16 protein-coding genes are annotated in these 21,900 nt (G+C 69.5%); 1 reads left to right on the top strand and 15 read right to left on the bottom strand.

Annotated elements, in window-relative coordinates:
• Positions 1-170: 170 nt before the first annotated feature.
• The 8 genes from ACFVXE_RS36395 to ACFVXE_RS36360 form a co-directional block, all read right to left on the bottom strand.
• Positions 171-3,254, bottom strand: a complete 3,084-nt coding sequence (locus ACFVXE_RS36395; protein WP_389677773.1) for a glycoside hydrolase family 3 N-terminal domain-containing protein — start codon at positions 3,252-3,254, stop codon at positions 171-173.
• Between the two features lie 167 nt (positions 3,255-3,421).
• Positions 3,422-4,840, bottom strand: a complete 1,419-nt coding sequence (locus ACFVXE_RS36390; RefSeq protein ID WP_389677771.1) for a GH1 family beta-glucosidase — start codon at positions 4,838-4,840, stop codon at positions 3,422-3,424.
• 28 nt (positions 4,841-4,868) lie between these two features.
• On the bottom strand, positions 4,869-5,879 hold the full coding sequence (locus tag ACFVXE_RS36385) for an ABC transporter ATP-binding protein (RefSeq protein ID WP_389677769.1): 1,011 nt from the start codon (positions 5,877-5,879) through the stop codon (positions 4,869-4,871).
• A complete protein-coding gene (locus ACFVXE_RS36380; RefSeq protein WP_389677767.1) occupies positions 5,876-6,874 on the bottom strand; it encodes an ABC transporter permease in 999 nt (332 codons plus the stop codon). The genes ACFVXE_RS36385 and ACFVXE_RS36380 overlap by 4 nt, the downstream gene beginning before the upstream one ends.
• 3 nt (positions 6,875-6,877) lie before the next feature.
• Positions 6,878-7,858: an ABC transporter permease gene (locus tag ACFVXE_RS36375; RefSeq protein ID WP_389677765.1), complete on the bottom strand. Its 981-nt coding sequence runs from the start codon at positions 7,856-7,858 to the stop codon at positions 6,878-6,880.
• The gene (locus tag ACFVXE_RS36370) at positions 7,855-8,913 is read right to left on the bottom strand and encodes an ABC transporter ATP-binding protein (RefSeq protein WP_389677764.1); all 1,059 of its coding nucleotides are present in this window, start codon (positions 8,911-8,913) and stop codon (positions 7,855-7,857) included. Before ACFVXE_RS36370 ends, ACFVXE_RS36375 begins: the two co-directional genes overlap by 4 nt.
• A 24-nt stretch (positions 8,914-8,937) precedes the next feature.
• Positions 8,938-10,614: an ABC transporter substrate-binding protein gene (locus tag ACFVXE_RS36365; protein WP_389677762.1), complete on the bottom strand. Its 1,677-nt coding sequence runs from the start codon at positions 10,612-10,614 to the stop codon at positions 8,938-8,940.
• Positions 10,615-10,835: 221 nt separating this feature from the next.
• Entirely contained in the window at positions 10,836-11,810 is a 975-nt protein-coding gene (locus tag ACFVXE_RS36360; protein ID WP_389677760.1) for a LacI family DNA-binding transcriptional regulator, read from the bottom strand.
• A 291-nt stretch (positions 11,811-12,101) separates the two neighbouring features.
• On the opposite strand from ACFVXE_RS36360, the gene ACFVXE_RS36355 reads away from it, so the two are divergent.
• Positions 12,102-13,970: a lectin gene (locus ACFVXE_RS36355; RefSeq protein WP_389677759.1), complete on the top strand. Its 1,869-nt coding sequence runs from the start codon at positions 12,102-12,104 to the stop codon at positions 13,968-13,970.
• A 104-nt stretch (positions 13,971-14,074) separates the two neighbouring features.
• Here ACFVXE_RS36355 and cimA read toward each other — a convergent pair whose 3' ends face one another.
• From cimA to ureA, 7 genes are all read right to left on the bottom strand, one after another.
• Positions 14,075-15,682, bottom strand: a complete 1,608-nt coding sequence (gene cimA / locus ACFVXE_RS36350) for a citramalate synthase (RefSeq protein WP_389677757.1) — start codon at positions 15,680-15,682, stop codon at positions 14,075-14,077.
• 280 nt (positions 15,683-15,962) lie between these two features.
• The gene (locus ACFVXE_RS36345) at positions 15,963-17,297 is read right to left on the bottom strand and encodes an MFS transporter (RefSeq protein WP_389677755.1); all 1,335 of its coding nucleotides are present in this window, start codon (positions 17,295-17,297) and stop codon (positions 15,963-15,965) included.
• Positions 17,298-17,434: 137 nt separating this feature from the next.
• A complete protein-coding gene (locus tag ACFVXE_RS36340) occupies positions 17,435-18,049 on the bottom strand; it encodes a TetR/AcrR family transcriptional regulator (RefSeq protein ID WP_389677753.1) in 615 nt (204 codons plus the stop codon).
• Positions 18,046-18,171 carry a hypothetical protein gene (locus ACFVXE_RS36335; RefSeq protein WP_389677751.1) on the bottom strand — a complete coding sequence of 42 codons (126 nt, stop codon included), beginning with the start codon at positions 18,169-18,171 and terminating at the stop codon, positions 18,046-18,048. The genes ACFVXE_RS36340 and ACFVXE_RS36335 overlap by 4 nt, the downstream gene beginning before the upstream one ends.
• A 3-nt stretch (positions 18,172-18,174) precedes the next feature.
• Positions 18,175-19,176, bottom strand: a complete 1,002-nt coding sequence (locus tag ACFVXE_RS36330; protein WP_389677775.1) for an agmatine/peptidylarginine deiminase — start codon at positions 19,174-19,176, stop codon at positions 18,175-18,177.
• Between the two features lie 22 nt (positions 19,177-19,198).
• Positions 19,199-20,887, bottom strand: coding sequence for an urease subunit alpha (locus ACFVXE_RS36325; protein ID WP_389677749.1), 1,689 nt, complete (start codon positions 20,885-20,887; stop codon positions 19,199-19,201).
• A complete protein-coding gene (gene ureA, locus ACFVXE_RS36320; protein ID WP_389677747.1) occupies positions 20,884-21,570 on the bottom strand; it encodes an urease subunit gamma in 687 nt (228 codons plus the stop codon). The genes ACFVXE_RS36325 and ureA overlap by 4 nt, the downstream gene beginning before the upstream one ends.
• Positions 21,571-21,900 lie beyond the last annotated feature (330 nt).

Raw genomic sequence — 21,900 nt, 5'->3', positions numbered from 1 at the left:
CCTCGGTGGAGCACCAAAACGGCCCGCTCTCGTACGGGACAGCCCTCGGTTCGCCGTCCTCACGGACGGCGGCAGGGCCGGCGGCCGGTCCGGGCACACACGGAGTCCGGGCGGGTGGTTTCTCACCACCCGCCCGGACTTCCCTGCCGATCACATGACCCGTATCCGGATCAGGCGGCCCGGTACGCCGCCTTCAGCTTCGCCACCGCGCCGGTCAGATCACCGGTGAGCAGCAGATGGTCCGCGTCGGCGAACGGCTTGGACACCGCCTCGGTGAGCTTCCCGCCGGTCTTCTGCTGCACCAGCAGCCGCGCCTGGTCGACGATCGCCTTGCCCGCCGCGGTCTTCCCGAGGTGAGCCCTCTCCGCGATCTGCGCGGCGACGGCGAGCGCGGTGAGGGTGAGCTCGCCGCCCGTCGGCGCCTTCTTCAGCGTGGTCAGTCCCCAGCCGTACGGGAACTGCGGGTCGTACGTCGCGTCGCCGACGTTGATCGGCAGCTGCGACTCGGACCTGGGCCAGGTGACCGGCAGCTGGCCGGTGTAGGCACGCTTGCCGAACAGCACGTCGGCCACGCCGTCGCCCTCGGTGCCCGGCAGCCAGGAGGCCACCAGCGCGTCGATGTCACCCAGCCGGTCACCGATGAGCTGCGGGCGGCCCGAGACGACCAGGACGGCGCACTTCATCGCGGCGCAGACCTTGTCGATCGCGGCCTTGTCGGCGGCGGTCAGCTCCAGGTCGTTGCCGTTGCCGACGTCACCCTTGCCCTCGGCGTACGGGGTCTCGCCGACGACCACGACACCGACGTCGTAGCCGTCCGTGGAGGCGGACGCGTCCTTGGAGTACGTGGCCGAGGCGGCGTCCTTCTTGATGCCGTCCAGGATCGTCGTACCCGGGGTGATCTTGCCGGACGAGCCCTGCCAGCTCACCGTCCAGCCGCCGGCCTGGTTGCCGATGTCATCGGCGTTCGACCCGGCGACGTACACCTTCTGCGACGCCTTCAGGGGCAGCACGTCGCCGTCGTTCTTCAGCAGCACCTGCGACTTGGCGGCGGCCTCGCGGGCCACGGCGCGGTGTTCGGCCGAGCCGACCTTGTCCAGATTGCTCGTGTCGGCGTACGGCTTCTCGAAGAGGCCCAGCTGGAACTTCTGGGTCAGGATGCGGGAGACCGCGTCGTCGATCCGGGCCTGGCTGATCCGGCCGGCGGTGACCTCGTCCTGGAGAGTCCTGGTGAAGTCCTGGTACGCCGTCGGGACCATGATCATGTCGAGTCCGGCGTTGATCGACGTACGGACGTCGCTGGCGTAGTCACCGGGGATCTGGTCGATGGCCTGCCAGTCGCTGATGACGAAGCCCTTGAAGCCCATCCGGTCCTTGAGTACGCCGTTGATCATCTCGGCGTTGGCGTGCATCTTCACCGGGCCCTCGTCGTCACCGAGGATGTCGAGCGAGGAGTACGACGGCATGACCGTGCCGATACCGCGCTTGACCGCCTCGCCGAACGGGGCGAGGTGGACGGCCTCGAGCTCCTGCCGGGTGACCTTCGTGACGCCCTGGTCGATGGTGTACGAGCCGGTGGTGGAGGAACCGAACTCCGTGCCGCCGTCGCCCACATAGTGCTTGGCGGTGGCCAGGACCTTGTCGTTGCGGTCCAGGTCCTTGCCGGACGCGGCGCCCTGCATGCCCTGGATCACGGTCTCCATGGACTCGACGAGCGCCGGGTCCTCACCGAACGACTCGTAGGAGCGTCCCCAGCGCTCGTCGCGGCTCACGCAGAGACAGGGCGCGAAGTCCCACGGGATGCCGGTGGCACGCACCTCGTTCGCGGTGACCGCGCCGGTCTCCTCGGCGAGCTTCGGGTCGCGGCCCGCGCCGATGCCGATGTTGTGCGGCATGATCGTCGAGCCGATCACGTTGTTGTGCCCGTGCACCGCGTCGACGCCGTAGATCAGCGGGATCTGGTACCGGGTCGCCTGGGCGCGCAGCTGGTAGGAGTCGACCATCTTCGCCCACGCCTCGGGTGTGTTCGGCGTCGGGACGGAGCCGCCGCCGGAGAGCAGCGAGCCGAGGTCGTACGTGGCGATGTCCGCCTGCGACTTGAGCGCGTTGCGCTCGGCCTGGGTCATCTGGCCGGCCTTCTCGGCGGGCGACATCCGGGAGAGGAGGTCGGCGACGCGCTTCTTGACCGGGAGTTTCGGGTCGAGGTACGGCAGCCCGTGGGCGTCGATGACGACCTGCGGGTTCTCCTTCGGCGGCTTGGCGCCGGTCACGGTGAGTTCCAGCGGGATCGTCTCGGCGGACTCGGCCGCGCCGTCCTTCCTGGTGGTGACCGTGATCCGGTGCGTGGTGCCGGACGCGGTGCCCGCCGGGAAGGTGTACGTGCCGCTGACCGGGGTGTAGTCCTTGCCGGACTCGGCGCTGCCGCCCTTGGTCTCGTACGCGACGGTGACGGGTTCGTCGATCGGTACGGAGCCGGTGGTGGCGACGGAGATGCCGATGGAGGCGGTACCGCCCTCCTTCACCGTGTGGACGGCGGAGTCCGTGACGACGCTCGCCTTCAGCGCGGCGTCGGCCTTCCCGTACAGCTCCATGCCGTCGATGGCGAACTTGCCGGGGGCGCCGGTCGGCAGCGTGAGGGCGTAACCCCACATCTGGTCCAGGCCGAGGACCTGGTCGATGCCGCCGACGGGCTGGTAGTCGCCACGGTAGGTGAAGTCGGTGAACGGGATCTCGACCTGGTGCCAGCCCTCCCAGTCGTCGGTGAAGGACGTGGTCCACAGCTCGGACGCCTCGCCGTTCGCGCCGCCGTCCTTGATCTCGAAGCTGATCTTCTTGCCCGAACCGGGCGGCAGCGGCGCGGTGTTCTGGCCGTACCACCAGAAGCGGATGCCCTTGTGGGCCGACCAGTCGTGGGCGGGCTGGTCGGCGGCGAAGTCGTGGCTGAGCCCGCCGTAACCGCTGATGTCGTAGGTGCCTTCGAGGACCTTGGCGCCCTCGGGGGCGTCGGCGCGGTCCTTGATGGCCAGGGTGGGCGGGTCGTCGGAGTCACCGCCCCAGGTGAAGATGCCGTCGGCGGGCTGGTTGGCGAACGGCACCTCGCCCTCGAACCGGTCGACGAGGACGGGTGCCGGGTCGTCGGCCGAGGCGGCATTGGTCGCTGCGGCGCTGGGGACGGCCCCGGCGAGCAACCCGGCGAGAACCGTGACGGCGGCCAGGGCGGCCGTCGTCGGTCCCGCCCGGTGGCGAGTGCGTGGCATTGCGGCTCCTTCGGACTGTCGGTATTTCTCGGCGCTGCTCCGCCGCGGCCGATCGCACCCCCGGCGTCGCTGCTGCTCCTGGGGCCCGGCTCACGCCGGACCGGCCTCCGCCACGGCGCCGCCCCGCGCGATGCGGGCGGCGTCGTGGCGGAGGGTGTCCGGTACGGCTAGGCGTCCCGGGTGAGACGGATCGTGTCGCGGTACCACTTCGCGCTGTCCTTGAGCGTCCGCTCCTGGGTTTCGTAGTCGACACGGACGATGCCGAATCGCTTGTCGTAGCCGTAGGACCACTCGAAGTTGTCCATCAGCGACCACGCGAAGTAGCCACGGACGTCAGCTCCTTCGGCGCGGGCGGCGGCCACCGCGGCGATGTGGTCGGCCAGATACGTGGTGCGATCGGCGTCGTGGACCTGGCCGTCCTCGGAGACGGTGTCGTCGAAGGCGGCGCCGTTCTCGGTGATGACGGTCGGGACGCCGTAGTCCTTCTCCAGCCCCACCAGCAGGTCGGTGAGGGCGGTGGGGGTGATCTCCCAGTCCATGGCGGTACGCGGCAGGTCGCGCTCCACGCCGCGGGTGACGGGCAGGCCGTCGGCGCCCACCGGGGAGCCCTCCTCGGTGACGCCGGAGAACAGCGTGCCGCGGTAGAAGTTGACGCCGAGGATGTCGAGCGGGGTAGAGATGATCTCCAGGTCGCCGTCCTGGACCGGGAGTTCGACCTGCTGCAGGGCGAGGTCGTCGACGACGTCCTGCGGGTAGGCGCCCTTGACCAGCGGGTCGAGGTAGATGCGGCGGCCGAGACCGTCGGCGCGGCGGCAGGCCTCGGCGTCCTCGTGGCTGTCGGTCTCGGGGGTGGCCGTGCCGAGGTTGAGCGTGATGCCCAGTTCGAGCTCGTTGCCGCGGGCGGCTGCGGTCTCGCGGATCTGCTGGGAGGCGAGTCCGTGGCCGAGGAGCAGATGGTGCACGGCGTGGATCGCGTCGCCGTAGTCCGTGCGGCCGGGCGCCTGCTTGCCGTACGCGTAGCCGAGCATGGCGGAGCACCAGGGCTCGTTCAGCGTCGTCCAGTGCTTCACCCGGTCGCCGAGCGCGTCGTAGGCGAGGCCCGCGTACTCGGCGAAGCGGTAGGCGGTGTCACGGGCCGGCCAGCCGCCCGCGTCCTCCAGTTCCTGCGGCAGGTCCCAGTGGTAGAGGGTGATCCAGGGGGTGATGCCCTTGGCCTCCAGCTCGTCGACGAGGCGCTTGTAGAAGTCGAGGCCCTTGGCGTTGGCGGGGCCGCGACCGCCGGGCTGGATGCGGGGCCAGGCGAGCGAGAAGCGGTAGGTGTCGACACCCAGGTCCGCGATCAGCTGCACGTCCTCGGGCATCCGGTGGTAGTGGTCACAGGCCACGTCACCGTTCTCACCGCGGACGACCATGCCCGGCACCCTGCAGTACGTGTCCCAGATCGAGGGCGTCCTGCCGTCCTCGGTGGCTGCTCCCTCGATCTGGTAGGCGGCGGTGGCGACGCCCCAGCGGAAGTCGGCGGGCAGACCGGGAACGGGCTCGGGGGCGAGCTCGCGAGCGTATCCCTGGGGGATGACGAGGTTCATGGTTCTCCTGTGGTGTGCTGTGGGGTGGCTACGAGCGGGTGGCGGCGGCCGGGGCCGGCTGGTGCAGCCAGCAGGCCACCGTGCGGGAGCCGTCCCCTTCCGGCCGGTCGAGAACCGGCACCCGGGAGGTGCACGGATCGAACGCCTTGTCGCAGCGGGGGTGGAAGGCGCATCCGGTGGGCATCGCGGAGAGATGCGGGGGCGAGCCGGGGATGCCGGTGAGTTCGCGGCGGGGGCCGTGCAGCGCCGGGAAGGAGTGCAGCAGGCCGCCGCTGTAGGGGTGGCGCGGGTCCTGGTAGATGTCGGAGGCACCGGCCTCCTCGACGATCCGGCCGCCGTACATGATCGCGATCCGGTCCGAGAACTCGATCAGCAGCGAGATGTCGTGCGTGATGAAGACGACCGAGAAGCCCAGCTCCTCGCGGAGCTTGACCAGCTGGCGCAGGATCTGCCGCTGCATGACGACGTCCAGGGCCGTCGTGGGCTCGTCCATGATGACGATCTCGGGTTCCAGCGCGAGGGCCATCGCGATCATCACGCGCTGGCGCATGCCGCCGGAGAGCTGGTGCGGATAGGCGGAGAGCCGGTCCGCGGAGATGCCGACCAGCGACAGCAGCTCCTTCGCGCGTGCGGTGCGCTCGGCCCGTTTCATCTCGGGCCGGTGCGCCATCAGCACGTCGGTGAGCTGGCTGTGGACGGTGTGAACGGGGTTGAGCGAGTTCATCGCGCCCTGGAAGACGATCGACAGCTCCTGCCAGCGGAAGGCGCGGAGTTCGGGGGCCGACAGGGTCAGCAGGTCGAGCGGATCGCCGTCGCGCTGGTGGTAGTGGACCTCGCCGCCGGTGATCACCCCGGGCGGGGAGAGCAGCCGGGTGACGGCGTACGCCAGGGTGGACTTGCCGGAGCCCGACTCGCCCGCCAGGCCGAGGACTTCGCCGCGGTGCAGGGTGAGGTCGATGTCGCGCAGCGCGTGCACGGCGTCGTCGCCGGTGCCGTAGTCCACGTTGAGACCGCTGATGGTGAGGATGGGCTCGCTCATGAGCGGGTCTCCTTGTCGTGCCTGCCGCGCGACGCGGCCTGGTGCGTACCGCGTGCCACGGGGGTGAAGCCGACCCGCATCCGGACCTTCCGGGATCCGCCGGTCTCGGTGCGCAGGCGCGGGTTGACGAATTCGTCGATGCCGAAGTTGATGAGGGCGAGCGACATGCCGAGCAGGGCGATGCAGAGCCCGGCCGGGACGAACCACCACCACGCGCCCTGGGCGAGAGCCTGGTTGGACTGCGCCCAGAACAGGACGGTCCCCCAGTTCCAGTTGGAGATGTCGGCGACGCCGATGAAGGCGAGGGTGATCTCGGAGAGGATCGCGAAGATGACCGTGCCGACGAAGCCGGAGGCGATGACGGCGGTCAGGTTGGGGAGCACCTCGAAGAAGATGATCCGCCAGGTCGACTCACCGGTGGCGCGGGCCGCCTCGACGTAGTCCCGGCGGCGCAGCGAGAGCGTCTGGGCGCGCAGCACCCGGGCGCCCCAGGCCCAGGAGGTCAGGGCGATGACGGCGGCGATCAGCAGGTCGCCGGTGTCGGAGACGAAGCTGGCGATGATGATGATCAGCGGCAGTCCGGGGATGACAAGGAAGACGTTGGAGAGCAGCGAGAGCACTTCGTCGGCGGTGCCGCCGAGGAAGCCGGCGCTGACGCCGATCAGCACGGACAGGGCCGTGGCGATGATGCCCGCGATGAATCCGACGACGAGGACGCCTCGGGTGCCGACGAGGATCTGCGAGAGCACGTCCTGACCGGTCTGGGTGGTGCCGAACCAGTGGGATCCGGACGGCGGCTGGAGCAGTGCGTTGCTCATCGTGTCGGGGTCGTACGGGGCGATCCACGGGCCGATGACGGCGATCAGCACGAAGAACAGCAGGATCGCGAGTCCGATGACGGTCTTGCGACCGCGCAGGAAGCGGAACTTGCGCTTGCTCGCTGCGGGGGTCTCGGTCGCGTCGAGCACGGCGACCTCTGTGGCGGTGACAGCCATGTCCTAGGCCTCCCTTCGGGTACGGGGGTCGAGGAGCATGTAGAGGACGTCGGCGAGGAGGTTCGCCGCGAGGACGGAGAGCGTGATGATGAGGAAGACGCCCTGCATGAGGGGGTAGTCCTTGGCTCCCACGCCCTGGAAGAGCTGGTAGCCGATGCCCGGGTAGGAGAAGACCATCTCCACCAGCAGCGTGCCGCCGACGATGAAGCCGAGCGAGAGGGCGAAGCCGGAGATGTTGGGCAGGATCGCGTTGCGGGCGGCGTACCCGAACATCACCCGGCGCTCGGAGAGCCCCTTGGCCTGGGCGACCATGACGTAGTCCTCGGAGGAGACCGTCACCATCATGTTGCGCATGCCGAGGATCCAGCCGGCGACGGCGCTGAGCACGATGGTGAGGCCGGGCAGCACCCCGTGGTAGAGCGCGCTGGAGATGAACGGCCAGTCGAAGGCGGGCACGAGCGAGTTGTCATAGCCGCCGGCAGCCGGGAAGAGCGGCCACTTCACGGCGAACAGCGAGATGGCGATGAGGCCGAGCCAGAAGTACGGGATGGCCGAGATGAACGTGGTGACGGGCAGCAGGCTGTCCATCCAGGAACCGCGCCGCCAGCCGGTGAAGACCCCGATCCCGGTGCCGAGCACGAAGCTGATCAGCGTGGTGATGCCGACGAGCGCGAGCGTCCACGGCAGCGACTGGGCGATGACCTCGCTCACCGGGGTCGGGAAGAAGGTGAAGGACAGACCGAGGTCGCCGTCGAGCAGATGACCCCAGTAGTCGGTGTACTGCTGCCAGATCGACTGGTGCTTGTCCAGGCCGAAAAGGGCCTGCAGCGAGGCGATGGCGTTGGTGTCCAGCTGTCCCTGGAAGCGGGCCATGAGGGACTGCACCGGGTCGCCGGGCATCATCCGCGGGATGAGGAAGTTGATGGTGATCGCGGCCCACGCGGTGACCAGGTAGAAGGCGAGCCGTTGGAGCAGGAACTTCACTTCGCAGCCTCCTTCTCGTGGTCGTCGGTGGTGGGGGCGGAGCCGTCGTACAGCCAGCAGGCGGCCCACTGGCCGTCGGCCAGGTCGAAGCGCGGCGGCAGTTCGGTGCGGCAGCGCTCCATCGCCTTGGGGCAGCGGGGGTGGAACCGGCAGCCGGCCGGCGGATCGATGAGCGACGGGGGCTCGCCGCTGCCGGTCTCCTCCTGCTCCTCCTGGGCGACCACCCGGTCCGGGTCGGGCGCCGAGGCGATCAGCAGCTGGGTGTAGGGGTGGGCGGGGCGCTGGGTGACGGTCTCGCTGTCACCGCCCTCGACGATCCGGCCCGCGTACATCACGAGCGTGGAGTCCGCGAAGTAGCGGGCGGACGCGATGTCGTGGGTGATGTAGAGGATCGCGAGGTGCAAGCGGTCCTTGAGGTCCTTGAGCAGGTTGAGCACCCCGAGCCGGATCGAGACGTCCAGCATCGAGACGGGCTCGTCGGCGAGGAGGACCTGGGGGTCGGCGCCGAGCGCGCGGGCGATGGCCACGCGCTGGCGCTGACCTCCCGACAGCTCGTGCGGGAACTTGTCCAGATACTGATGAGGAGGAGTCAGCTGGACACGGTTCAGCAGAGCGGTCAGGTTCTCTTCCAGTTCCGCCTCGCCGCTGCCCGCCCGGCCGTGGATCTTCAGGGCGCGGGTGAGGTGGTAGCGCACGGTGTGCACGGGGTTCAGCGAGGCGAACGGGTCCTGGAAGATGAGCTGGACCCGGCGTACGTAACTGCGGAAGGACCGGCCACGTCCGGCCTTCACCGGCTGGCCGCCCAGGTGGATCTCGCCCTCGGTGAGCGGATACAGCTGAGCGAGCAGTCTGGCGACGGTGGACTTCCCGGAGCCCGACTCCCCCACCAGGGCCGTGACGGTGCCGCGCCGCAGTTGCAGCGAGACGTCGTCGACGGCGTGGACGGTACGGCGCTTGCCCGCGACGAGATCGCGGCTGATGCGCCGTACGGCGAAGTGTTTGGTGACTCCGCGTGCTTCGAGCACGACGTCGTTCTTTTCGAGCTGTTCAGACATGGCCGGTACCTGGATCCCTGGGTGCTACTTCGACGGCTTGAGCTTCAGCACGACTTCCAGCGCGGAGCGCTGGGTGTGCTGCGGGTCGGCGTACGGGTCGGCCTCGGTGGGCCAGCCCACCCAGTTCTTCGTGGAGTACTCGGCCCCGATGGGCGCGGCCGCGGTCGGGATCATAGGCGCCTGCTCGACCATGATCTTCTGCAGCTCGTTCATCGCGGAAGTCCGGGCGGTGTCGGTGGTCGCACCGGCGAAGTCCTTGAGCGCCTCGGTCGCCTCGGTGCTCTTGAAGCGGCCGAAGTTGCCCTGCTGGGAGGGCTTGCCGATGGGCTGGAGCAGCGCGCCGTCCATGATGTTCTGGTACATGTCGTACGGGGTCGAGCCGCTGTTGGTCCAGTGCAAGGTGGCGTCGAAGTTGCCGTTGGCCACGTCCGCGGTCCAGGCGTCGGCGGTCTGCGTCTTGACCTTGGCCTCGATGCCGATCTTCTTGATGTTGTCCTTGATGATCGCGAGCCCGGTGATGTAGTCGTTCCAGCCGGCCGGGTCGGTGAAGGTGAGCTTCACGGCCTTGCCGCTCGGGTCCTTCAGTACCCCGCCGCTGAGCGTGAAGCCGGCCTTCTCCAGGACCTTCTTGGCGCCCTCGACATCGGGCTTCGTGGTGGCGCTCTTGTAGTCGGGCGCGAGGAAGGAGTCACCGGCGGGCAGCGGGATGCCGGTCGGGTTGGTGATCTCCGGGTAGAGCGTCGCCTCGGCCTGGGTGTAGATCGCGTTGCGGTCGACGACCATCGCCATGGCCTTGCGCAGCGCCGGGTTGTCGAACGGCTTGCGGGTGGTGTTGAACCACAGGCCGTGGATGCCGAGCCCGGACGGGAACCACAGCTTGTGGTTCTTCGGGTCCTTGGAGACGAACAGCTGCTTGTAGTTCGGCATGAAGACGAACGACCACTCCAGCTTGCCGCTGGCCAGCGCGGTGGTGGCGGCACTGTTGTCGTTGTAGGTGCTGTAGCGCAGCTCCTTGACCTTCGTCGTGCCCTTCCAGTAGGTGGGCGTGGCGGTCAGGGTGGTGGTCTGCGGGGTGAACGTCTTGAGCTTGTACGGACCCGAGCCGACGGGGGTGCGGTTGGGCCAGGTCTCCGGGTTCTTGACGCCTTCCCAGATGTGCTTGGGCACGATGTACTGCTGGATGATCTTGTTCTGGTTGACGTACTGCGAGTCGTCGAAGGTCAGGACAACCTTCTTGCCCTGCACCTCGACCCCGCCCCATGCGATGCCGTCGGCGTTGAGCGCCGGGTGCTTCTTCAGCAGGTTGAAGGTGAACGCGACGTCCTCGGCGGTCAGCGGCTTGCCGTCGGCCCACTTGGCCTTGTCATCGAGGGTGAAGGTGACCTTGGTGAAGTTGAGGTCCCACTTCCACGACGTCGCCAGCCACGGGTCGGCCTTGGCAGCGGGCCGGATCTGGCTCACCATCGCCAGCGGCTCGTAGATCATGAAGCGGTAGCCGAGGGTGGCGCCCGCCGAGGTGGCCAGGAACGGGTTGCTGTTGTTCGTCTGCGGCCCGTCCGGCTTGCCGATGTTCAGGACGCCCGAAGCGCCGCTGCCACCCTTGTTGGCGTTCGAGTTTGCTGACGAGCATCCGGCGGCGAGCGCGACCACCGCGGTGGCGAGCGCGACCGCTCTGAGCGTGTGACGACGGCGTACGGACATGACGACTCCAGGAGGGACTACGGGTCTGGGAGATCCGGGAACGAGCGATACGGAATGCGGGATGCCCGAAGCGAACAGGCTCTGCGCGCCGGTTCGGGCGATGCGGATTCGGGGCGCAGCGGTGCGGTGGTGCGGGTGGTGCTGTGCGCGGGTAGGCGCGGGGGTGGTTCCTTGGAGGATGAAGTCAAGGACGCGGGTGGCCGGCGGGACCGGCCGTACCGCTACGGCGCCGAGAGGCGCACGACCAGTTCGGTGGGGAGCACGACCGGCCCGTCGGGGGTGGCCGTGCCGCCGAGATGGGAGAGCAGCAACCGCGCCGCCGTCTCACCCATCCGGCGGGTGGGCTGGCGCACGGTGGTCAGCGGCGGTGCGGTGTGCTCGGCCATCGGGATGTCGTCGAAGCCGACCACCGCGATGTCTCCGGGCACCGACCGGCCGGCCGCGTGCAACGCCCGCAGCACGCCCGCCGCGCTGACGTCGTTGTGCGCGAAGACCGAGTCGAACCGCTGGCCCTCCGCGAGGAGTTGTTCCACGACCTGTCGGCCGTTCCCTTCGGTGAAGTCCCCTTGGACGACGAGATCGGTGGGCAGGACCGAGAGGAATCCGTCCAGCCGGTCGCGTACGCAGCCGAAGTGATGGGGGCCCGTGAGAACCAGGGGCCTGGTGCGTCCGCCTGCCTGCAGATGACGGGCGGCGGACGCGCCTCCTTCGTGGTTGGTGGTCACGACGGAGGGGAACTCGGGGTGGTGGCCGCGGTCGTCGATGAGCACGATCGGCAGGCCACCGCGGTGCAGTGCGGTGAGGTGGTCGAGGGTGTTCTCGGGTTCGACGACGAGAAGTCCGTCGAAGGCGCGCGCCGACACCTGGCTGGTGAAGCGCTCCACCGATTCGGCACCCCGGTTGCAGGTGAACAGCAGCAGCCCGTAGTCGGCGGCCTCGACGGTGTCGACGACGCCCTGGAGCACTTCGCCCATCCACGGCCAGGTGAGCGAGGGGACCAGCATGCCGACCGTACGACTGCTGCCGCGGGCCAGTCCGACCGCGCCGGAGCTCGGCACGTAACCGAGCTCCGCGATCACTTCACGAACACGTGCGGCCGTCGAACCGCCCACCTCGGCCTTGGTGTTGATGACCCGGGACACCGTCGTCTTGCTGACGCCGGCCTCACGGGCGACATCGGCGATGGTGACGCGCATCGGGGGCCTCCAGGACAAGGCAGAACAGGGAGCTGGAACCGGTACCGCAACCGGTACCGCAACCGGTTCCGGAACCGGTACCGGCGTTGCGGCGTGAGTTAACCCCGCTGGAACACCGCCGTCAATACTTCACACCGAGATTGGTCCGTACCCATCTCTCACGGAGAGGTGGCGAGTTGTGTCTTCAAGTTTTGAACGCGCACCCCCTTGACGTGAGCACCTAACAGCAGTTCACTCACGCCTCGATCGACGGCACTTCCCCCACAGCCCTGCCGAGAAAGGCAGCAGCCCATGATCAGATCAAGCAGAGCGGCTCGCGCACTGGTCGCCGGAGTGCTCGCGACCGCCGGCCTCACCGGGCTCTCGTCCGGTGAGGCCCAGGCGGCCGGCGAGAGCGTGAACATCGCGCTGACCACGACGGACGACACCGGCGGCCGGCATGTCACCCGGGGCCTGGAGGCACAGACCCCGGTCGCCTTCGGCTCCGGGAACGGTGGCAGCGGCACGAACATCACGGTCGACGAAGCCACCCGCTACCAGACGTTCACGGGCGGCGGCGCCTCGTTCACCGACACGGCCGCGTACCTGATGAAGAGCAGCGGTGCGCTGAGCCAGGCGACCCGTGACGCGACGATGAAGAAGCTGTTCTCCCCCACCGAAGGCATCGGGCTCTCGTTCGTACGCAATCCGATGGGCGGTTCGGACCTCGCCCGGACCGGCTACACCTACGACGACGTACCGTCCGGCCAGACCGACCCGTCGCTCGCGAAGTTCTCGATCGCACACGATCTGGAGGACGTGCTCCCGCTGACCAAACAGGCCAAGCAGCTCAACCCGGCACTGACGACGATCGCGTCGCCGTGGACCGCGCCCGCCTGGATGAAGGACAGCGGCCAGCTGAACGGCGGCTGGCTGAAGGCGGAGAACTACGGCACCTACGCCGACTACTTCGTGAAGTACCTCCAGGCCTACCGGGACCAGGGCGTTCCGGTCGACTACGTCACCGCGCAGAACGAGCCGACCTGCTGTTCCGGCTACCCGTCGATGAGCTGGAACGGCTCGGGGCTCGCCTACTTCACCAAGAGCGAGCTGCTGCCGGGGCTGCAGTCCGCGGGGCTCGCCACCAAGGTCCTCGCCCACGACTGGAACTGGGACACCTACGACGCCTACGCGGCGCCCACCGTGGACGACGCGGACGTCCGCAACCACCCCAACTTCGGCGGGGTCGCCTGGCACGGGTACGGCGGTGACGTCACCAAGCAGACCACCGTGCACAACCAGTACCCGACGATGGACGCCTTCCAGACCGAGCACTCCGGCGGCACCTGGATCGCCGACCAGCAGCGCGAAGACATGCTGAACATCATCGATTACACCCGCAACTGGTCGAAGTCGGTGACCAAGTGGTCGCTGGCCGTGGACCAGAACCGGGGCCCGCACAACGGCGGCTGCGGCACCTGCGACGGTCTGATCACCGTGCACAACGGAGACAGCAGGAGCGGCCAGGTCGACTACAACATCGAGTACTACACGATGGGTCATCTGACGAAGTTCGTCCGCCCCGGCGCCCAGCGGATCGCCTCGACGGCCAGCTCCACCGTGCCCAACGTGGCCTGGCGCAACCCGGACGGCTCGAAGGCGCTGATCGCCTACAACGGCGGTACGTCGGCGCAGCAGATCACCGTCAACTGGGGCGGCCAGAAGTTCACCTACTCGCTCCCCGGCCGAACCTCTGCGACGTTCACCTGGTCGGGCAGCCCGTCCGGCTCCACCGGCACCTCGGGTGTCTTCTCGGGTCCCGCGGCCAAGTGCCTGGACGCGGCGGGCGGCAGCAGCGCCGACGGCACCGCCGTCCAGCTCTACGACTGCAACGGTTCGGCGGCCCAGCGCTGGACGGTCGGAACGGACGGTTCCATCCAGGTGCTGGGCGCCTGCCTCGATGTGACGTCCGGTTCGACGGCCAACGGGGCGAAGGTCCAGCTGTACACCTGCAACGGTTCGTCGGCGCAGCGCTGGACGTACAACGCGTCGACGGGTGACGTCGTCAACACGGCCGCGGACAAGTGCCTGGACATCACCGACCAGTCGACGGCGAACGGTGCCCGTGCCCAGATCTGGACCTGCACCGGAGCGGCCAATCAGAAGTGGCATCTCCAGTAGGTGAACGAACCGTACCCGCTCCGGGACGGCCCCACGACGAGCGTGCCGTGGGCCCGCCCCGGGCAGCGGCGTGGCCGTGTGGGCCGCTCCAGGGCCCCGGGGGACTACTCGGCGGGCTCGACCCCGGCCCGCAGCAGACCGTAGGTGTACGCGTCCTCCAGCGCCTGCCAGGAGGCCGCGATGACGTTCTCGGCGACGCCGACGGTCGCCCATTCAGCGGTGCCGTCGCCCGTGGTGATGAGGACCCGGGTGGTGGAATCGGTGCCGGTGCGGCCTTCCAGGATGCGGACCTTGTAGTCGACCAGCTCCAGTTTGGCGAGCTGGGGATAGATCCGCTCCAGGGCGACGCGCAGCGCCCGGTCGAGGGCGTTGACCGGGCCGTTGCCCTCGGCGGTGGCGACGATGCGCTCGCCCTTGGCCCAGAGCTTCACGGTCGCCTCGTTGGCGTGGGTGCCGTCGGGGCGGTCCTCGACGATCGCGCGCCAGGACTCCGTACGGAAGTAGCGGCGCACCCGGCCCTCGGCCTCGGCGCGCAGCAGCAGTTCGAAGGAGGCGTCGGCGGCTTCGTACGTGTAGCCCCTGAGCTCACGCTCCTTGACCCGCTCGACGACGCGGCCGACGAGCTCGCGGTCGCCCCCGAGGTCGATGCCGAGCTCCTTGCCCTTGAGCTCGATGGAGGCGCGGCCGGCCATGTCGGAGACGAGCATCCGCATGGTGTTGCCGACCAGTGCCGGGTCGATGTGCTGGTAGAGGTCGGGGTCGACCTTGATGGCGGAGGCGTGCAGTCCGGCCTTGTGGGCGAAGGCGGAGACACCCACATAGGGCTGGTGGGTGGAGGGCGTGAGGTTGACGACCTCCGCGATGGCGTGCGAGATCCGGGTCATGTCGGCGAGCGAGCCCTCGGGGAGGACGGTCTTGCCGTACTTGAGCTCCAGGGCGGCGACGACGGGGAACAGGTTGGCGTTGCCGACCCGCTCGCCGTAGCCGTTGGCGGTGCACTGGACGTGCGTGGCGCCCGCGTCGACGGCGGCGAGGGTGTTGGCCACCGCGCAGCCGGTGTCGTCCTGGGCGTGGATGCCGAGCCGGGCGCCGGTGTCGGCGAGGACGGTGGAGACGACGGCCTGGACCTGGGCGGGGAGCATCCCGCCGTTGGTGTCGCAGAGGATGACGACGTCGGCGCCGGCCTCGGAGGCGGTCCGGACGACGTCCTTGGCGTACGCGGCGTTGGCGCGGTAGCCGTCGAAGAAGTGCTCGCAGTCGACGAAGACCCGGCGGCCCTGCTCGCACAGGTAGGAGACGGTGTCGCGGACCATCTCCAGGTTCTCTTCGAGAGTGGTGCGCAGGGCGAGTTCGACGTGCCGGTCGTGCGCCTTGGCGACCAGCGTGATCACCGGGGCGCCGGACTCCAGCAACGCCTTGACCTGGGGATCCTCGGAAGCCTTGGCCCCGGCTCTGCGGGTCGCCCCGAAGGCGACCAGCTCGGCGTTCTTGAACTCGATCTCCTGCTGGGCCCGGGCGAAGAACTCGGTGTCGCGGGGGTTGGCGCCGGGCCAGCCGCCCTCGATGAAGCCCACGCCGAACTCGTCCAGGTGCCGGGCAATGGTCAGCTTGTCCGCGACCGTCAGGTTGATGCCTTCACGCTGTGCACCGTCGCGCAGTGTGGTGTCGAAGACATGGAAGCTGTCGTCGGTGGGCTTGGCCTTGGTGGTCATGCTGGTCTGACTCCTGTCGGATGAGTGGATCCGGAACATAGGGCTCCACTTGCCCCCATCATCCCGCGCGCGCATCGCCCCGGCCGAGGTGAGGGCCGGAAAACGAAAAAACCCCTCGCGGGTGCGAGAGGTCTGCGCGCGGGTCTGGGGCACGATGGCCGCTCCGCACATGGTGGTACGGGACGGTCACTGCGGACCGGCGCGCCTGTTGCCAATAATCATGACGAACGAGGACACGGGGGCAGTCTGGCACAGCGCCGCCCCCGTGCCGTGGCCCGTCTCAGGATGCGGGCGTGACGCCCGCCGCCGCGGCCGGCTCCGTCCGCCCGTCCTGCGGCGCCGCCGTACCGATCCGGCCCAGGTCGATGTCGCGGGTCTCGCGCATCGTCAGATAGACGACCAGGGAGACGGCGGCGCAGCCCGCCACGTACCAGTAGAAGCCCGATTCCACGCCTGCCTCCTTGAACCAGAGCGCCACGTATTCGGCGGTACCGCCGAAGAGCGCGTTGGCGAGGGCGTACGGCAGGGCGACGCCCAGGGCGCGGATTCCGGTCGGGAAGAGCTCGGCCTTCACGCAGGCGTTGATGGACGTGTAGCCGGTGACGACCACGAGGGCGAGCAACGCCAGCCCGAACGCGGGCCAGAAGGTGCCCGCGTGCCGGAGCATGGTCATGATCGGCACGGTCAGGAAGGTCGAGCCGACGGCAAAGGTGATCAGCAGCGGGCGGCGGCCGATCCGGTCGGAGAGCAGCCCCGCGAGCGGCTGGAGGCACATGAAGACGAACAGGGCGCAGAAACTGACCAGTGAGGCGGTGGACTTGTCCATCCCGGCACTCCTGGAGAGGAACTTGGTGAGGTAGGTCGTGTACGTGTAGTACGCGACGGTGCCGCCCATGGTGAGCGCCATCACCAGGAACGCCTCGCGCTTGTGCTGCCACAGCGCCTTGAGCGTGCCGCGGTCCTCCTGCCCGGTGGCGCCCGACTCCTCGTACACCTCGGTCTCCAGCATGGAGCGGCGCAGATAGAAGACGACGGCCGCGCCGAGCGCCCCGACGACGAACGGGATGCGCCAGCCCCAGCTGTGCAGCTCCGCATCGTCCATGTTGCGCTGCAGGACGATCTGGAGACCCAGCCCGACGAGTTGTCCGGCGGTCATGGACACGTACTGGAAGCTGGAGGCGAAGCCGCGCCGGTGGGGCGCGGACGCCTCGGTGAGGTACGTGGCGCTGGCGGCGTACTCGCCTCCGACGGACAGGCCCTGGAGCAGCCGGGCCAGCAGCAGGACGGCGACGCCGCCGTATCCCGCCACGTCGTACGTCGGCGCGACGGCGATGAGGATCGCGGAGGCCGACATGAGGCTGACGGTGAGGGTGAGCGCGGCCTTGCGGCCCCTTCGGTCACCGATCCGGCCGAGCATCCAGCCACCCACCGGCCGCATGAAGAAGCCGACCGCGAAGATGCCCATGGTGTTCATGAGATTGGCGGTCTCATTGCCCTCGGGGAAGAACGAGTCCGCGAAGTAGACCGCGAAGGTCGCGTACACGAACCAGTCGAACCACTCGACCATGTTGCCGGCGGAGCCGACCCAGATTTTCTTCCACTGCTCTCGTCCCATGGTCCGTCACCGTGCCCTCCGAGCCGGGCGGACAACAAGGGTGCAAGGGACAACGATCGAGCGTACTTACGTGCGTTTCGTTCACGGAAGGGCGAACGGGGCGCCGGTTCCGGCGCCCCGGACCGGCTGCCGCGGGGTCACCGGCCGCGGCGCGCGCCGAGCGACTCGTCCAGGAACTCCCTTACGTGAGCGAGGATCCCGTTCCGGTCGGAGCCCGGCAGGCCGATCGCCACATGGATACTGAACCCGTCGAGCAGGGCGCGCAGCCGGGTCGCGAACTGTTCGGCGTCCACGGCCCGGAACTCGCCGCGTGATCCGCCCTCGGCCAGCAGCGCCACCAGGTCCCGGTGCCAGGCCCCCTCGATCGCGGCCTGCCGGCCGCGCGCGTCGGCGTCGGCGTTCTGCGAGCGGTTCCACACCTCCAGCCAGAGCGTCCAGTGCGGGTCGCGGTGGCCGTCGGGAATGTACAGGTCGACATATGCGTCGAGCCGCTCGCGGACCGGGGCCGGCCGGGCCAGCAACTCCCGCCGCGCGGCGCCGAGCCGGCCCTCGCTCCACTCCAGGGTCTGGAGGAGCAGCTCGTCCTTGGTGCGGAAGTAGTAGAGGAGATGCCCGCTGCTCATGGAGACGTCACGGCCGAGACCGGCCATGGTGAGCCCGTCGAGTCCACGCTCGGCGATGGTGGCCATGGCGGCGGCCAGTACCTCCTCGCGGGGCGGTGCGGTGTTGCGGCGGCGCGCGGAAGGGGTCATCGGGCGGCTCCGCCGGTCCAGCCGTCCGTCTCGGCGAGCTCCAGGTACCACGCGTCGTCGGGCATCGAACAGAAGCGCCCGATCGCGTACCCCTGCCCGGCGTGCTGAAAATTGCTCGGCATGGATCAGACCCTAGGCTGCTGCTGGGTGATGCAGTGAATGCCCCCACCGCCGGCGAAGATCGTGCGGGCGTCCACCAGGGTCACGGTCCGCTCCGGGAAGAGGCCGCGGAAGATCCCGGCGGCGAGCTCGTCACGCGGGTCGTCGAAGGCGCAGAGGACGACACCGCCGTTGCAGAGGTAGTGGTTGATGTACGAGTAGTCGACCCACTCCCCTGCCTCGCGCAGCACGGTCGGCGCCGGGACCTCCACGACCTCCAGGGCGCGCCCCCTGGCGTCGGTCGCCCCGCGCAGGATGCGGAGCGTCTCGCGGGTGATCTCGTGGTCCGGGTGGGCCGGGTCCGGCTGGACGTGGGCGACGACGGTGCCGGGGCGGACGAAGGCGGCGACGATGTCCACGTGCCCCAGGGTCCCGTACGTACCGTAGTCACCGGCCAGTCCTCGGGGCAGCCATATCGCCTTCCGGGTGCCGAGGCGGGCGTGGATCTCGGCCTCGACCTCGGCGCGGGTCCACTCCGGGTTGCGTTCCTTGCCGAGCTGGACGGTCTCGGTGAGCAGGACGGTGCCCTCGCCGTCGACATGGACGGCGCCGCCCTCGTTGACGAGCGGGGACCCGTGCACCGGGACGGCGGCGAGCTCCGCGACCGAGCGGGCGATGTGTGCGTCGTGTTCCCAGCGGGCCCAGCCCTGCGCACCCCAGCCGTTGAACGTCCAGTCGACGGCGGCCAGTTGACGCCCGTCGGTGACGAAGGTGGGGCCGATGTCGCGCATCCAGGCATCGTCGAGCGGGCGGACGGCGAGCTCGATGTCCGGGCCGAGCAGGGCGCGGGCGCCGTCCTCCTGGCCCGGCCCGACGACCATCGTGACGGGTTCGAACCGACGGACGGTGCGGGCGACGGCGGCCCAGGCGCGACGGGCCTCGTCGAGTTCGGCGGCGGTGGCGAAGGTGGGGTTGGGGCCCGGCCAGGCCATCCAGGTGCGCTCGTGCGGGGCCCACTCGGGCGGCATGCGGAACGTCACGGCGGGGTCCTTACAGGAAGTAGAGGCGGTTGAGGGAGACGGAGTCGGCGGGCTCGGAGCGGACCGGTTCGCCGTCGAGGGTGACCAGACCGCTGCGGGCGTCCACGGCGACCTCTCCGGTACGGGAGTTGTGGATCAGGTCGGCGGGACCGATGGAGCGCGTGCCGCGGACCCCGACCCGGCGCCGGCGGGTCGGCATCAGGTCCGCCCCGAGCTGGGTCGCGGCCTGCGCGACGAACGCCACCGACAGATCGGCGGCGGTCGCTCCGTACGCACCGAACTGCGGCCCGAGGACCAGCGGTTCACAGGTGTCGGTGGCGGCGTTGGGATCACCGGTGACTCCGTACGCCGGGAAGCCGGACTTCAGCACGAGCTGCGGCTTCGCCCCGAAGAACTCCGGCCTCCACAGCACGATGTCGGCGAGCTTCCCGGTCTCGATGGAGCCCACCTCGTGGGAGAGTCCGTGGGCGATGGCGGGGTTGATGGTCAGCTTGGCGATGTAGCGCAGGACACGCCCGTTGTCGTCGGCCGGGCCGTCGCCCTCCATCGGGCCGAGTTCGGCCTTCATCTTCGCGGCCATCGCGAAGGTACGGCGTACGGTCTCACCGGCCCGGCCCATGCCCTGCGCGTCGGACGAGGTGATGCCGATGGCACCCAGGTCGTGCAGGACGTCCTCGGCGCCCATCGTCCCGGCGCGGATCCGGTCGCGGGCCATCGCGGCGTCGCCCGGCAGATCCGTCTTCAGGTCGTGGACGGAGACGATCATCCCGTAGTGCTCGGCGACCGCGTCCCGGCCGAACGGCAGTGTCGGGTTGGTGGACGAGCCGATGACGTTCGGGACTCCCGCCATCTTCAGGACGTTCGGTACGTGCCCGCCGCCGCAGCCCTCTATGTGGAAGGCGTGGATCGTGCGGCCCTCCAGCACGCGCAGGGTGTCCTCGACCGACAGGCACTCGTTCAGCCCGTCGCTGTGCAGGGCGACCTGCACGTCGTGCTCCTCGGCGACCCGCAGCGCGGTGTCCAGGGCGCGGGTGTGGGCGCCCATGTCCTCGTGCACCTTGAACCCGCAGGCCCCGCCCTCGGCAAGGGCCTCCACGAGCGGCGCCTCGTGCGAGGACGAACCACGGCCCAGGAAGCCGATGTTGACCGGCCAGGCGTCGAACGCGTTGAAGGCGTGGCGCAGCGCCCACGGCGAGTTGACGCCGACGCCCCAGACCGGGCCGAACTCCTGGCCGATGATCGTGGTGACCCCGGAGGCCAGCGAGGCCTCCATGATGCGCGGCGACAGCAGGTGGACATGGGGGTCGACCGCGCCCGCGGTGGCGATCAGCCCCTCGCCGGAGACGATGGTCGTCCCGGTTCCGACGACGACGTCGACGCCGTCGAGCGTGTCCGGATTACCGGCCCGCCCGATCGACGCGATACGGCCTTCCCGGATACCTATCGACATCTTGCGGATGCCCTGCACGGCGTCCACGACCAGCACGTTGCTGATGACGACGTCGCAGGTCGCGCGGACCGCGGCGGCCTTGAGGTGCAGCCCGTCGCGGGCGGTCTTGCCGAACCCGGCGAGGAATTCCTCGCCGCACCGCTGCGAGTCGGACTCGACGCGGACGGTCAGCCCGGAGTCACCGAGCCTGACGCGGTCCCCGGCGCGCGGACCGTGCACGGAGGCGTACTCGTACGGATCGATGCTCATCGTTCACCGGCTCCCAGATATCCACAGGCCGCGGCACGGCGCAGGGCCTCTTCCCTCGCGCCGGGCGCATCGAGCGGGCCGTCGACCAGACCGGCGAAACCGATGGCGATCCGGTCGCCACCGATCGGCAGGAGACCGACGTCCACGCTCTCCCCCGGCCCGAAGCGGACGGACGACCCGGCGGGCACACAGAGCCGCATGCCGTAGGCGGCGCCCCGGTCGAAGTCGAGCCTCGGGTTCGCCTCGAAGAAGTGGAAGTGCGAGGTCACGCTGACCGGGACGGTCGCGGTGTTACGTACGGTCAGCCGTGTCGCGGGCAGCGGCTCCGGTGCGGCGGGTCCCGGTACGACGGCCCCCGGCGCCTCGTCCCCCAGCCCGGCGCCGCCGATCGGCCGGGATACGACGGCGAGCCGCGAACCGTCGTCGAAGACGGCCTCCACATGGACCTCGGTGACGACGTCGGCGACCCCGGGCAGCACGTCCTCCGGACCCAGCACGGACCGGGCGGCCTCGATGGCGTCGGCGAGCCGGCGCCCGTCGCGGGCGGCCTCGCAGACGGTGTCGGCGATCAGGGCGGTCGCCTCGGGGACATTGAGCCTCAGCCCGCGGGCGCGGCGGGCCCGGGCCAGTTCGGCCGCACCGAAGAGCAGCAGCCGGTCGCGTTCCGTCGGGGTCAGTCGCACGTCGTGGCACCTCCAGTTAGAGCAGCACTCTAACTAGAGTTGGGAGACATGCGGAAGAGCCACTTCAATCGTTTCGAGTGATGCTCTAAAAACATCGCCATCTCAGGGCGTCCGGGCGGCGCCGGGCCTTCGTGCGCATGGAGTGCGGCGGACGGGGGCGCCTCGTCCGGACCGTGCCGGACTCGCGCGCCCGATCGGGCCGGATCCAGACCCGGCCCGGTCCGAGCGGAGGACCCTGGTGCTGTGACCGGAAAGGTTCACCGGCTCGCGCCGCCCGGCACGGCACCTCGCCGCGTTGTCGCATCACCCGAGTACATCCAGTACGCGGGC

Origin of the sequence: Streptomyces sp. NPDC058231, from assembly GCF_042882275.1 — a bacterium.
GTDB lineage: Bacteria > Actinomycetota > Actinomycetes > Streptomycetales > Streptomycetaceae > Streptomyces.
Note: the sequence above shows the minus strand (reverse complement) of the source record. Positions and strands in the feature narration are given on the sequence as shown.

Bases quoted from the DNA above. Each gene is read 5' to 3' on its own strand.
- ACFVXE_RS36385 (WP_389677769.1), bottom strand. From the start codon at position 5,879: ATGAGCGAGCCCATCCTCACCATCAGCGGTCTCAACGTGGACTACGGC.
- ACFVXE_RS36390 (WP_389677771.1), bottom strand. From the start codon at position 4,840: ATGAACCTCGTCATCCCCCAGGGATACGCTCGCGAGCTCGCCCCCGAG.
- ACFVXE_RS36355 (WP_389677759.1), top strand. From the start codon at position 12,102: ATGATCAGATCAAGCAGAGCGGCTCGCGCACTGGTCGCCGGAGTGCTC.
- ACFVXE_RS36345 (WP_389677755.1), bottom strand. From the start codon at position 17,297: ATGGGACGAGAGCAGTGGAAGAAAATCTGGGTCGGCTCCGCCGGCAAC.
- ACFVXE_RS36395 (WP_389677773.1), bottom strand. From the start codon at position 3,254: ATGCCACGCACTCGCCACCGGGCGGGACCGACGACGGCCGCCCTGGCC.
- cimA (WP_389677757.1), bottom strand. From the start codon at position 15,682: ATGACCACCAAGGCCAAGCCCACCGACGACAGCTTCCATGTCTTCGAC.
- ACFVXE_RS36335 (WP_389677751.1), bottom strand. From the start codon at position 18,171: ATGCCGAGCAATTTTCAGCACGCCGGGCAGGGGTACGCGATCGGGCGC.
- ACFVXE_RS36340 (WP_389677753.1), bottom strand. From the start codon at position 18,049: ATGACCCCTTCCGCGCGCCGCCGCAACACCGCACCGCCCCGCGAGGAG.
- ACFVXE_RS36365 (WP_389677762.1), bottom strand. From the start codon at position 10,614: ATGTCCGTACGCCGTCGTCACACGCTCAGAGCGGTCGCGCTCGCCACC.
- ACFVXE_RS36330 (WP_389677775.1), bottom strand. From the start codon at position 19,176: ATGCCGCCCGAGTGGGCCCCGCACGAGCGCACCTGGATGGCCTGGCCG.
- ACFVXE_RS36360 (WP_389677760.1), bottom strand. From the start codon at position 11,810: ATGCGCGTCACCATCGCCGATGTCGCCCGTGAGGCCGGCGTCAGCAAG.
- ACFVXE_RS36380 (WP_389677767.1), bottom strand. From the start codon at position 6,874: ATGGCTGTCACCGCCACAGAGGTCGCCGTGCTCGACGCGACCGAGACC.
- ACFVXE_RS36325 (WP_389677749.1), bottom strand. From the start codon at position 20,887: ATGAGCATCGATCCGTACGAGTACGCCTCCGTGCACGGTCCGCGCGCC.
- ACFVXE_RS36370 (WP_389677764.1), bottom strand. From the start codon at position 8,913: ATGTCTGAACAGCTCGAAAAGAACGACGTCGTGCTCGAAGCACGCGGA.